The organism is Flavobacterium sp. CFBP9031, assembly GCF_034044945.1.
Taxonomy (GTDB): Bacteria; Bacteroidota; Bacteroidia; order Flavobacteriales; family Flavobacteriaceae; genus Flavobacterium.
This window is the reverse complement of the sequence record NZ_JAXCWF010000008.1, coordinates 141,920-154,979: the sequence shown is the minus strand read 5'-3', so window position 1 is coordinate 154,979 and position 13,060 is coordinate 141,920. Positions and strand designations below refer to the sequence as shown.

The window sequence follows — 13,060 nt, the reverse complement described above, 5'->3', positions numbered from 1 at the left end:
TTATCTTTTACATAGGCAAACCGATACCACCATTTTTAGTATCCTCGAATAATTTTTTAAAATCAGGAATATTGTAGTAGTTATTTCTTTTGAATTCTTCTTCAAATTTCTCATCATTCAATTTTGGAAAAAAGGTATAAACATAACCTTGATCAATACTTTGAGTAAATTTTGTTGCATAATAACAATAGAGCGCATAGATTCTTGCCTTATCACTGAAATTTGCATCCTCAACTTTTGGAAGTTCTGTTTTTCCTCTCAAAAACATAATGTATTTCTCTTTGGTTCTTTCATCTGCTTCAGTCATTACTTCAAAAATCTCTTTATGAAAAATGTATTTATTTTCGCAGGTTTTGGTGAATATTAATTTATCAAACTCATCATCGTTTAGATTTCTGTCTAAAACCCATTTTAATAAATCTTTATCTTGAACGTAACCAAAAACTTTTACAAGTGATTCTAAAAAATATTGGTCATTGAATTTTAGCCATACCAAACTTGCTTTGTTATCATTGAAAAGATATTTGTTGCGTGAAATAATCAATAATTTATTAAAATTTCGGGCCTTTGATAAGTTATAATCATCTTTTCTTGCTTCAAATTCCATCCATTTTTCAATTCCTACTTTCATCTTAAGTTCATCATTATACCATTCAGAAGGATATTTCTTTTCTAACTGAGCAATATTTGGAAATTTTTCTTGATAATTAATTAGTTCTGGTAAGTAGAAAAAATCGGTGATAAAATTTTTATTTTTTATTATATAAGTCCCATTAAAATTAACACCGTCATTTGATTGATTACAGAATTCTTTGTCACACTTATTATAATAATTAATATATAAATACTTATTTAAGGAATTAGGATTGATTAATCTTCCGAAAATTTTATTTATTTTATTATTAAAGTCAATATCACTTGGTGCTTTATAACCATTAGATTTTAATATTTCTGATATGACTACTGTACATGTATTTAATTCATCTATACTAAAAGAATGTTTCAAAGTTTCACTAACACTATTTCCATCATCATCTAAAGCATATTGTGATGCCCCTTCTTTAAGTTGTTTTTCTAAAATGTCATTCATTGTTTTTAATTTTTTTTCTTGTAATGGATAATTTTCTTTACTTTGAATTTCTTGCTTATTTTCTTTATTACACGATTGAAATAAAAAAAATACAAATAGAACAATCACTACTTTCATATATAGTTTTTTATCTTGTAGATTTAAAATCATTTTCTGTTTCGACATCATATTTGGGAAGTTTCTTTTCTCTTTCTGAGATTTCATAATCTTTAGGTTTTGTAATAGCTTTAATTTGATTGCTTGTTTTTATTATTGAAGAAAAAGAAATAACCTGAGTCCCTGATTTATCTCCTTCCCAACCAGTTTGATTTCCTCCAAGATATACATATTTTGTACCGTCCATATTTTCTCCAATTATAATAGCAACATGAGACCAAGAAAATACAATGATCGCACCTATAAATGGTTCGCAACTTTCACCTTTAGACCAATTTGAAGAAGTCCAACCAAATGCGGCTGCACTTTTTTTAGATTTATCTTTTTTATAATCTGTTTTTTCAAAAGACCAAGCAACAAATGCACCACACCAAGGGTCTGAAAATTGAAGTTTTAATCCTTTTCCAGAAGATGCTTCAAAATATTCATGTATTTTTTCTTTTAGAGGGCTATCGATTTCCCTTAAGCCTTTATATTTTTCAAATTCGGTAAAGGCAACGTCTACCCAAGGTGCTCTTTTTCCGTCAGTATTTTTAGAGTTTTCTTCGTCTAAATTCTCACATAAGCCACTAAATAGAAAGTTTGCCCCAGGATTAAAATGTGTTTCCTCTAATTCTAACATAACATCAGCAACTGTGGTTTTTCCGTTTATAAATCCCCAGCGGTCTTCAAAACGCTGTCTGGTATAAACCCATTTCTTTCTTTGGGTATGTTCCTCGCCTTTCATAAATGAAGGATTTGAGGAATAGCCATATTTCGTTACCCAAGGTTCTTTTCCAATATTTATTTTTCGCTGTTCAAAACTTGTTTGGCTTCCATCTCCATCTGGTACCGAGATACTTTCGTCAAAAAGAACATAATCAGGATTATTTCCATTTCCTACAGCATTCGGTTTTAAAACATGTAAATACAAGTCTACCATATTTGAAATTTCTTTCTTTGAAGCAAAATAGTCATGAACATAATCCATTTGCTTTATAAAAGTCATCTTCTTTAGTTCAGCTCTTGTAATTCCTAATTTTTTAGCCGAAGTGTCGCTAAATTGTATTAAACCAGAATAGTCAGCTCCATTGTCAGCATAAGGTTTGAACATGTTTTTTTCACCAGTTTCCAAATGCATAATTGCCATTAATTCACTAGCCTTGTCTTTCTTTTTATCTTCTCCCCAAAGTTTTGCGCATACTTCTAGTACTTTTTTTCGTTCGTCGCAGGTTAATTTGTTGCTCCAGTAAAAATTATTTTCTTTGCATGCACAAGTATTTTTTTTCTGATTCCAAATAGAATCCCCAACATTAACCATCATGAGACTATTTATAAATTCCTGTTGCGGATTGTAAATAACAATAGGTTTTATATCAATTTTCTGCTCATGATAATCATGCGCTTTTCTATCAGCTTTTGCTATCCCTCTAGTTTCTTTTTTAGAAGGGCCTTTTTGTTCTCTTGGAGATGTTTTTTTGGTTTCTGTTTCAGATGGTTTAGAAGCAGAAGTTTTTGAAAGTATATCTATTTTATAATCTGGGTTAATGACATTAATGTCTTGCGTAGGTTTCGAAACTTTTTTGTAAAACTCAGCAGTCACATAATATTCATGAAATGCGCCTTCGTTAGATTCATTCGGTGCCGTTTTTGCATTGGCAAGCCATACTTTGCTGGGGTCAAAAGTAAATTTGACATCGGCTATTCCATTTAATACATTGGCTTCTTTTGTTTCAATACTAATGTCAGAAAGGTCTTTTTTTCCTCCGTCATTTTCCCATAAAGTTACGTTTATGCGAAATTTTTCCATATTAAGGCAATGAACACGAGCTGTAATAGTTTCGCCATAGCTAAATAGTTTGGTAGGCTTTTTTCCAAGGTTGTCCAAAATTTCTACATGCAGTATTTTACTTTCCGCATTGCTTTTGGTTTTTATATCCAAAACTGCTTTTTCGCCATTGGCATCAACCAGCATTCTGATTCCTTTGCGAGCAAGGCTGGTTTGGGTAAATGTATACTCTACGGTCGCACCCGTTTTATTGTTTTTGGCCATTTTTGTCCATGTATCTCCCAATAATATCCAGACACTCCATTTAATATTTTCGTCGGGTGTATTTTCCAATGGCTCCATGAATTTTGATGGTGAAGAACTGCCAAAAAAATCATGTATAGAGTAATATTCTTTTATCCCTATCACAGGATCGGGATTGCCATATATTTTTACTTTGCTCATAATTTTGTACTATTTTAATAACAATCAGAAAGCTGGTCTTCTAATTCATCAGGATTTAATAAAGGATTAATCTGCTTTAAGACATCACGATCTGCTTTTTGCATCTGCTGGCTTCCTACTTCAGCAATCTGTCCATGCTTAAAAATTTCTATACATTTTGGTCCACCTACAGGACATCCCGCTTTAGTTTCTTCTATTAAAATTTTGCCTTGATTGCTCAGTGTTACTTTCTCATAAGGATCATACCACTGGGATATTGTCGCCATACAAGGTTTATTGCCACTTGAAGTAGGCTGTAAGGTACATTTGCCAAAAGTGCCATTCTTTAAGGTTTGATTGATATCTTTGGTTGTGGCTATGAGTTTTTTATTAGCTCCTTTGTCGTTGGCAAAATGTTTTTTTTGAGATTTTACTACTAAAATATCCGTGGCACTTGGGTCTTCACTAAACTTGCATTTGCAACTAGCACCATCTACAACAACATGTTTCTCCATAATCTAGATTTTATATTATACTAAAAGTGATATCTTGTTATCTACTATAATTTTGCTCTCGTCTAAGTTTTTAACTTCAATTGTAATTTTTCTTTTCATATCAATTAAATCGCATTCCAAACGCAGTTCTTCAATGAGATAATTATTAGGATTCAAAAAATATTGGGCGTGGTAATATTCTTCAACGTGTTCATTTTCAGATTTTCCGCTTTGGGTTACTTCAATCTGATTTAGATCGTTTAGATAAGGATTAACTTTTTGAGTAATTAGAAACTCCAAATCATCAGTTTGGGCAATTGCAGGAAAATATAATTTTCGTTCTGTTTCAAAATTGTGGGTATAGGCTCTGTGTATTCCGTTAAAATAAGACCTCAAAAACCAGTTTCCCGAGATCTGTTTAACTAATAAGCTGTTATCTTCAATTGCATTTTCAATATTTTTAGCCAGCTGCATAAAAGTTTTCCCATCAAACAATTCCTTAATGCTGTCTTTTTGCTTTTCCCAACGTTCTTTTAGCTTATCATAACTGTTCAAGTCTTTCCATTTACCGTATTTGTCTACGACTATTCGTAAAGGAAATAGAAGCTCTGCAGTCTTTTCTGCAACTGTATATGCTCTAGTATTAATTGGCTCTCCGTCTATTAATAGTTTTGAAGTTTTACTTATCTCAATAAAATGATAATCGTCCTGTTTGGTATCGGGTTTCAATCTTAATAGACTGAAGTTTTGTTTGAGAGTCTGTTTTTTTCCTTCCTTTTCAATTGTATATAAAACCGAATAGTTGTGATTGAGTTCAAAAGGGTTAAAAGGAAGAACATAATCCTGATTTACAAATAAAACTGGTTCTTTCTTCTTTTCTTCATCTTCTTTTTTCATACGCATTTCATTATTTTATAGGCCCCTCTTCCTCAGGCTCTTTTAATTCATCAATTTTTTTTTGTTCTGAATCTTCATTATCCGAATCAGTATTGTATATTTTAGCATCAGGTTTTTTCTTTTTTTCTGGAGGAGCATTTTTCTCCAGTTCACGCTCACATATTATTACGGAGTTTTCGTTAATTAGATTTGATCCCATATCGTTTAAAGCATCAACATATTTTGTTTTTTCGTACCATTTGGATTGGAGATGGAAAACCCAGTTATAGTTTTGTCTGTTTGGCATCATTAATTCAATCTGACTTTCTGAATTTTGTTTGTTATATCCGTTTACAGCAAGAAAAAACAAACGCCCAAATTTGACTCTGACGGGTACTTGTGCTCTAATAGAAATATATTCTTCATCACCATATTCTTTTTTAATTAAGAGTGTAATCAATAAAATACCTTTCATTTCATTGCTCTCAATTATTTTATAAGATTTGTTGGGTGCCCATGTAATGATTTTTTTTGTAGGTATCAACATCATTAAACAAAACACTTTATCAATAGCGGTAGGTATGATGAACATTATAAAGTGCCCACACATTAAAAAAGTAAAATTTAAACCGTTTAAAACGGTGTAAATAATGATAAACAATAAGCTTGAATACAAAGGGACAACTGATGCAAAAAGGAGTTCTATTATAAAACTCTTTAGCTTGAATTCCTTAAAATAATTGCGATAAATCCAAACATGAAGAATTCCAAACAGAAGAGATGTTGTCTGATATAAAAGAAGTTCTCGACTAAGACTTGTAAATGGCTTATTATGACTTAAAAATGCAATAAGCACATAAATCAAAGCAAATGATAAAACATAGACATAGAATTTTTTTTTATACTCATTTGCAAAATCTTTTATTTTATCACTAATAAGTAAGGTAATTATTCCGCAAAGCGCGAATATCACAATTATAAATATTATGATGTTGGTATCAATAAGATTTACTAAGTGTTTTTTAATCATTTTAGCATTACTTTAAACGCTCTTAAAATTAGTTACGCATCATTTTAAAAAAGCATTATTCAGCTACTAATGTAATATTTTTATTTCATTTTTATTTTAAAATTGTATAATTTTTCTTTCATTAATTGATATAAAAACAAAAAAAAAAAGGAATACATCCTTTTTTACTTTTTATAATTAATTAATATTTTAAGAAATTGCTATAAATATATTAACTTTAAATTAAATCATTTATAATTTACGCGAGATACCAAATTCAATATTCTTTGTGTTATAGCCCGCATTACTACTTCCTAATCCAGCATTAGAAACATGTCTTATACTTGGACGAATATCAAACTGAAATTTATCATAACTTGCCGTAAAACCGACCGCCAAAACATCGGCAAAAGCAAAACCTTTAGAAATTCGCTCTGTTTCTGTATCTGTAATCATAGGACCAATACTGCCCAAAACATAAAAAGAACAAACTTGACCAATAGGTTTACGAATTAAAAAACCACAATTAAGAACATATTCGCGAACATCTTTTAAACGCGTATATTGATCTCTTTTTTGCTGATAATTTGATGTTTCAGGCTTTACAAAATAGAAATTCAATAATTGATGCTCAGCAAAATTAACCTCCGGCTGAACTAAAATCTGATATTGAAAATGCTTTGTTTCCTTTATTTTGTAATACAGTTGAACTTTATAAAAGTGGTTTGTAAACGTATAGTTTCTATTACTAAATTCACTTCCAAAACCATAATTAAAACCTAAAGAAAAATTTGAATCGTCTTTCTGTGCAGTCATTTTTACAGCCATAAGAAACAATAAGACTAAAAGTAATTTTCTTGTCATAAATCATTTTAAAATTCTATTTAAATATAGCACAAAAAAAAGATCCAACTTTCGCTGGATCTTTTTTTTATATAATTAAAACAGTAATTATGCTTTATTATGTTTGTCTTCGATTGTGTGTTTCTCATCACTAGAAATCGTATCAACCAATACAGGCGTTGCGATAAATAATGAAGAATAAGTACCAACGATAATACCGATTAACATTGCGAAGATAAATCCTCTAATAGACTCTCCACCAAAGATAAACATCGTTAATAATACGATAATCATCATTAATGAAGTATTCAATGTTCTTGATAATGTAGTATTAATAGAAGCGTTTACGATATCTTCGAAACTTCCTTTACGGTTTCCGATGATAAATTCTCTCACCCTGTCAAATACAATTACCGTATCATTCATAGAGTAACCAATTACAGTCAAGATCGCAGCGATAAAGTGCTGATCCATTTCCATGTGGAATGGCATGAATTTGTAGCATAAAGAGTAAATTCCTAATACAAAGATTACGTCGTGCGCAACAGCTGCAATCGCACCTAATGAATACTGCCATTTGCGGAAAGATACCATTAAATATAAGAAAATAACTGCCATCGCACCAAGAACTGCCCAGTATGAGTTAGTTTTAATATCCTCAGAGATAGAAGCACCAACTTTAGAAGCTTGCAAAACCCCTACTCTTTTACCATCAAATGAGTTGATGAATTTCTCGTAAGAAGTATTTGGGAAATATTTCTGTAGAGAAGCATATAATTTTTGATTCACTTCTTCATCAATAGCTACACCATCTTCTTTAATTTTATATTTAGTAGTGATTTTCAATTGATCATCATCTCCTAAAATTTTAGCTTCAACTGGAGTACCGAAAGCAGCAGATAATTCATCTGAAACAGCAGTTGCATCAACTGGTTTTTCAAATTTAACTTGGAAAGTTCTACCTCCAACAAAATCAACACCTTCATCTAAACCATTAATAAAGAAAATAGAAGTTAAACTTACTACTGTTACAATAGAAGAGAAGATATAAGTGAATTTCTTAACTTTAATGAAATCAAAGTGGAAATTAGTAAACCAGTTTTTAGTAATATTTGTAGAGAAAGTTAAATCCCCTTTTCCTGCAATGTTTCTATCAATAAAGATTCTAGCAATAAAGATTGATGTAAACAATGATGTTACGATACCAATTAATAATGTTAATGCGAAACCTTTAATAGGACCTGTTCCAAAAATAAACAAGATAGCTCCAGTTAAAACGTGAGTAACGTTAGCATCGATAATAGAACGCATTGCACCATGCCATCCGTAAGAAGCTGCAACTGCCTCAGAAAGTGATTTACCTTCACGCAATTCCTCTTTTGCTCTTTCGTAGATAATAATGTTCGCATCTACCGCTGTACCTAATGTAAGTACGATACCTGCAATACCTGGCAATGTTAATACAAAACCAAAACTTGCCATAATTCCGAATAAGAATAGTAAGTTTAACAATAAGGCAAGGTTTGCATACCAACCCGCTTTACCATAATAGAATACCATCCAAACACAAACTAATAAGAAACCTAATACAGAAGAGATTGTACCTGCATCAATAGCCGCTTGTCCTAAAGATGGACCAACAACAGTTGACTGGATAATATCTGCAGAAGCTGGTAATTTACCTGCATTTAATACGTTTGCTAAATCTTTAGTTTCAGCTACATCAAATGAACCTGTAATCTCAGATCTTCCTCCAGCAATAGGACCGCTTGTTACACCTGGAGCAGAATATACGATATCATCTAATACAATAGCAATGTAGCTTTTTTGAGCGAAAGCTCTTCCTGTTAACTCTTCCCAAACTTTAGCACCTTGGCTGTTCATCTGCATAGAAACTGCAGGTTTACCCATTTGGTCAAAAGTATCTTTTGCATCAGTTACAACACCACCACTCATAGCTGGGTTATTGTCTCTGTTTCCTTTTAAAGCATATAATTCAACAACTTCGATATCAGCTGCACTTTTTACATCTTTAGCTTTAGGATCTTTTATAGTTGTTGGCTTGCTCCATACAAATTTCGCATAGTGTTGGTCAGCACCTAATAAAACTCTAATTTCTGGTCTTTTAAAATATTCATTGATAGCAGCAGTATCTTTAGGAGCAAAGTACCCTAAAACTGGTCCACCACCATTACCAATAATTTTATCAAATAAAGGATTGTTTCCTTTTTTAACGTCTGAAGAATCTTTAGCATCTGTTAATAATGCATTCAAAGAATCTTTAACAACTGTTTTAGTTTCAGTCTTTTTAACTTCAGTTTTCTTTAAAGCCTCGTTAGCAGAAACTAAGAAATTACCAATTTCTTCAATTTTATAAGTTTCCCAGAACTCCAATTGAGCTTTTCCACCTAATAATTTTTTAATTCTATCAACATCCTTAGCACCTGGAAGCTCTACTAAGATTCTTCCTGTTTCTCCTAATTTCTGTATGTTTGGCTGTGTAACACCAAATTTGTCGATACGCTCTCTTAATACTTTAAAAGCACTTTCTACAGACTCATCAACTTTTCTTTTGATAACTTTTTGAACTTGCGCATCAGACATTTGAAAGTCTACTCCACCTTCTCCTTGAAGACTTCTGTTAGCGAAAATATCTGGAGATGCAAGTTTTACAGTTCCTTTTGAATTTGCTTCAAAAGCTTCAAAAAACTTATTTAAATACGTTTTGTTTCCTTCTAAATTTGCAGATGCATCAGCTAATGATTTATTAAAAACTGGATTTTTAGAATTATTAGCCAAACCTTTTAATACATCTTTAATAGAAATTTGAAGAATCACGTTGATTCCTCCTTCTAAGTCAAGACCTTTATTAAGCTGTTTGTTTTTCACTTCGTTGTAAGTGAAATCAGTAAAACCAAGGTTTAATACTTTTTCTTTACCAATAGAATCTAAATATTTCAGCTCTTTATCAGGATTATCTCCTGCAAAAGCTTTAGCTTCACTTTTGACGCCATTTGCCACAAAAGTGAATGATAGTTGGTAAATACTTACCAATGCAAATAGAATTGCGAAAAATTTAATAAGTCCTTTATTCTGCATTATTACTAAAAATTAATTATGTTTTATTTTTGTTTTTGTTTTAAACTCCCATAAAATAAGCCCTGACATGATTTTTTAAAACAAAAAAACGAGATCACGAATTACCAATTTTTTTTTAAACCGAGCAAATATATAATTAACGAAAATATTAACCAATTTATTTATTAATTAATCTCAAAAAAAAAGCTGCAAAAGTGCAGCTTTTTTTCTTTTTTGCCGTTTTTATTATACTAAAATCGTTTTTAGGGCATCATTCATACTACGAACTGCATCTGCACTTTTCGCAAATAAAGCCTTTTCCTGATCGTTTAAGTTTATATCGAGAATTTCTTCGACACCGTTTTTACCAATTATACACGGCACTCCTATGCATATATCATTTTGACCATATTCTCCTTCTACAAAAACAGAACATGCAATCATTTTTTTCTGATCATTCAAAATACTGTCTACTAAATAAGCTACAGAAGCCCCTGGAGCATACCAAGCAGAAGTTCCTAGAAGACCTGTAAGGGTTGCTCCTCCTACCATTGTATCTGCAGCAACTTTTTGCAATACTTCTTCTGAAAGAAACTCCGATACTGGAATTCCGTTATAAGATGCTAAACGAGTCAACGGAATCATAGTTGTATCTCCATGACCTCCAATTACCATTGCCGAAATATCGTTTGCTGGTTTATCTAGAGCTAATGAAAGATATGTTCTAAAACGAGAACTATCTAAAGCACCTCCCATACCTATAATTCTATTTTTTGGAAGACCTGTGGCTTTTAAAGCCAAATACGTCATCGTGTCCATCGGATTGGAAACTACAACAATTATAGTATTTGGAGAATATTTCAGTACATTTTCGGCAACTGTTTTTACAATGCCTGCATTTATACCTATCAATTCTTCTCTTGTCATTCCTGGTTTTCTCGGAATTCCTGATGTAATTACTACTACATCGCTTCCTGCAGTTTTAGAATAATCGTTGGTAACGCCAGATACTTTAGTATTAAAACCAGTATTTGTCGCACATTGTGTAATATCCAATGCTTTACCTTCGGCAAAACCTTCTTTAATATCCAACAATACTACTTCGCTAGCAATTCCTCTATAAGAAATAACATCTGCACATGTAGCTCCAACATTTCCTGCTCCTACAATGGTAACTTTCATATTTTTTACTTTATCGGTTATTAATTTTGTCTATTCTTTAAAAAGACAATTCGTTTAATTGTCTAGTAAATTTAAACAATTAAACGAATTGGAATTATTAAATTTTCATTTTATGCATCAATATTTGCATAAACTGCATTTTTCTCGATAAATTCTCTACGAGGCGGTACTTCATCACCCATCAACATGGAGAAAACTTGATCAGCTTCGGCAAGACTATCAATATTTACCTGACGTAGAGTTCTAAAATTCGGATCCATTGTAGTTTCCCATAATTGTTCCGCGTTCATCTCTCCAAGACCTTTATAACGCTGAATATTGGCACTTCCACCCATTCTTTCGTTGGCCTGATCACGCTGAACATCATTCCATGCATATTCTTTCTTATTTCCTTTCTTAACTAAGTACAAAGGCGGTGCAGCAATGTAAACATGACCTTCTTCAATAAGTTCTTTCATGAAACGGAAGAAGAACGTTAATATTAAGGTAGAAATGTGGCTACCATCGACATCGGCATCACACATGATGATTACTTTGTGATATCTTAGTTTTTCAAGATTTAATGCTTTACTATCTTCTGCAGTTCCTACTGTAACTCCTAATGCAGTAAAGATATTTCTAATCTCTTCGTTTTCGAATACTTTATGATGCATCGCTTTTTCAACGTTCAAGATTTTACCACGTAATGGCAGAATCGCTTGAAAGTTACGATCGCGCCCTTGTTTTGCTGTTCCACCAGCCGAATCTCCCTCGACTAGGTAAACCTCACATCTTGCTGGATCTTGCTCCGAACAGTCAGATAATTTTCCCGGCAATCCGCCACCGCCCATAACGGTTTTACGCTGTACCATTTCACGCGCTTTTTTCGCTGCGTGACGTGCTTGAGCTGCTAAGATTACTTTTTGGATAATCAATTTTGCATCATTTGGATTTTCTTCCAAATAATTCTCCAACATTTCTCCAACCGCTTGAGAAACTGGAGAAACAACTTCTCTATTTCCAAGTTTAGTCTTCGTTTGTCCTTCAAACTGAGGCTCAGATACTTTTACCGAAATAATAGCTGTTAATCCTTCACGGAAGTCATCTCCAGCAATTTCGAATTTTAATTTGTCCAATAAACCAGAAGCATCTGCATATTTTTTAAGTGTTCTTGTCAAACCACTTCTAAAACCTTGTAAATGCGTTCCTCCCTCGTGCGTATTGATATTATTTACGTAAGAGAAAATATTCTCAGTATAACTTGTATTGTAAATTAAGGCAACCTCAACAGGAATTTCGCCTTTATCATTATCCATACTAATAACATGAGAAACAATTGGCTCACGGTTACCATCTAAATAACGAATATATTCTTTAAGCCCTTCATCAGAATGGAATACTTCGCTTTTAAATTCGCCTTTTTCATCAACTTCTCTCTTATCTGTAAAAGTAATTGTGATTCCTTTATTTAAGAAAGAAAGCTCACGCATACGAGCTGAAAGCGTATCGTATGAAAACTCGGTAGTTTGAGTAAAGATGGTATCATCTGGATAAAAAGTCTGGCGTGTACCTCTTTTATCTGTTTCTCCGATTTGTTTTACTGGATATAAAGATTTTCCTCTTTCGTATTCTTGCTCATAAATCTTACCTTCTCTAAATACAGTAGATTTCATGTGAACAGAAAGGGCATTTACAACCGAAACCCCAACCCCGTGTAAACCTCCAGAAACTTTATATGAATCTTTGTCGAATTTACCTCCGGCTCCAATTTTTGTCATTACAACCTCAAGAGCAGAAACTCCTTCTTTTTTATGTAAATCTACTGGAATACCACGTCCGTTATCTTCAACTGTAACAGAACCATCTTCGTTTATTGAGACACCAATAGTATCACAATGCCCTCCCATGGCCTCATCAATAGAGTTATCAACAACCTCATAAACTAAATGATGCAGTCCTCGAACTCCTACATCTCCAATATACATTGATGGACGCATTCTTACGTGCTCCATTCCTTCTAATGCCTGAATACTATCTGCTGAATAATTGTTCTTCTTGATTTCTTCGCTCATATAATTTATTCTAAAATGTATTTATTGTCTAACACGCAAATATATGAAATCGCAAGCTATATACCCATTAAAATACGAGTTAAAGCACTT

Annotated in this window: 9 protein-coding genes; all 9 read right to left on the bottom strand. The window is 32.4% G+C overall.

The window, feature by feature from the left end:
- Window positions 1–7: 7 nt before the first annotated feature.
- Window positions 8–1,207 (bottom strand): hypothetical protein, encoded by a 1,200-nt coding sequence (locus SOM12_RS14740; RefSeq protein ID WP_320493972.1) that lies wholly within the window; start codon window positions 1,205–1,207, stop codon window positions 8–10.
- Window positions 1,208–1,217: 10 nt separating this feature from the next.
- Window positions 1,218–3,458: a hypothetical protein gene (locus tag SOM12_RS14735; RefSeq protein WP_320493971.1), complete on the bottom strand. Its 2,241-nt coding sequence runs from the start codon at window positions 3,456–3,458 to the stop codon at window positions 1,218–1,220.
- A gap of 14 nt (window positions 3,459–3,472) precedes the next feature.
- A complete protein-coding gene (locus SOM12_RS14730; protein WP_320493970.1) occupies window positions 3,473–3,952 on the bottom strand; it encodes a DUF4280 domain-containing protein in 480 nt (159 codons plus the stop codon).
- Between the two features lie 15 nt (window positions 3,953–3,967).
- On the bottom strand, window positions 3,968–4,828 hold the full coding sequence (locus SOM12_RS14725; protein ID WP_320493969.1) for a hypothetical protein: 861 nt from the start codon (window positions 4,826–4,828) through the stop codon (window positions 3,968–3,970).
- A 10-nt stretch (window positions 4,829–4,838) separates the two neighbouring features.
- Window positions 4,839–5,837, bottom strand: a complete 999-nt coding sequence (locus SOM12_RS14720) for a TssN family type VI secretion system protein (RefSeq protein WP_320493967.1) — start codon at window positions 5,835–5,837, stop codon at window positions 4,839–4,841.
- A 231-nt stretch (window positions 5,838–6,068) separates the two neighbouring features.
- Window positions 6,069–6,680: an acyloxyacyl hydrolase gene (locus tag SOM12_RS14715; protein WP_320493966.1), complete on the bottom strand. Its 612-nt coding sequence runs from the start codon at window positions 6,678–6,680 to the stop codon at window positions 6,069–6,071.
- Window positions 6,681–6,767: 87 nt separating this feature from the next.
- The gene (gene secDF, locus SOM12_RS14710) at window positions 6,768–9,758 is read right to left on the bottom strand and encodes a protein translocase subunit SecDF (protein ID WP_320493965.1); all 2,991 of its coding nucleotides are present in this window, start codon (window positions 9,756–9,758) and stop codon (window positions 6,768–6,770) included.
- 225 nt (window positions 9,759–9,983) lie between these two features.
- A complete protein-coding gene (gene mdh / locus SOM12_RS14705) occupies window positions 9,984–10,919 on the bottom strand; it encodes a malate dehydrogenase (RefSeq protein WP_250835262.1) in 936 nt (311 codons plus the stop codon).
- A 110-nt stretch (window positions 10,920–11,029) separates the two neighbouring features.
- Window positions 11,030–12,970 (bottom strand): DNA topoisomerase (ATP-hydrolyzing) subunit B, encoded by a 1,941-nt coding sequence (gyrB, locus tag SOM12_RS14700; protein WP_095931436.1) that lies wholly within the window; start codon window positions 12,968–12,970, stop codon window positions 11,030–11,032.
- Between the last annotated feature and the right edge of the window lie 90 nt (window positions 12,971–13,060).

Coding starts and splice junctions, on each gene's coding strand:
- SOM12_RS14740 (WP_320493972.1), bottom strand. CDS start 1,207: ATGAAAGTAGTGATTGTTCTATTTGTATTTTTTTTATTTCAATCGTGT.
- SOM12_RS14735 (WP_320493971.1), bottom strand. CDS start 3,458: ATGAGCAAAGTAAAAATATATGGCAATCCCGATCCTGTGATAGGGATA.
- SOM12_RS14730 (WP_320493970.1), bottom strand. CDS start 3,952: ATGGAGAAACATGTTGTTGTAGATGGTGCTAGTTGCAAATGCAAGTTT.
- SOM12_RS14725 (WP_320493969.1), bottom strand. CDS start 4,828: ATGAAAAAAGAAGATGAAGAAAAGAAGAAAGAACCAGTTTTATTTGTA.
- SOM12_RS14720 (WP_320493967.1), bottom strand. CDS start 5,837: ATGATTAAAAAACACTTAGTAAATCTTATTGATACCAACATCATAATA.
- SOM12_RS14715 (WP_320493966.1), bottom strand. CDS start 6,680: ATGACAAGAAAATTACTTTTAGTCTTATTGTTTCTTATGGCTGTAAAA.
- secDF (WP_320493965.1), bottom strand. CDS start 9,758: ATGCAGAATAAAGGACTTATTAAATTTTTCGCAATTCTATTTGCATTG.
- mdh (WP_250835262.1), bottom strand. CDS start 10,919: ATGAAAGTTACCATTGTAGGAGCAGGAAATGTTGGAGCTACATGTGCA.
- gyrB (WP_095931436.1), bottom strand. CDS start 12,970: ATGAGCGAAGAAATCAAGAAGAACAATTATTCAGCAGATAGTATTCAG.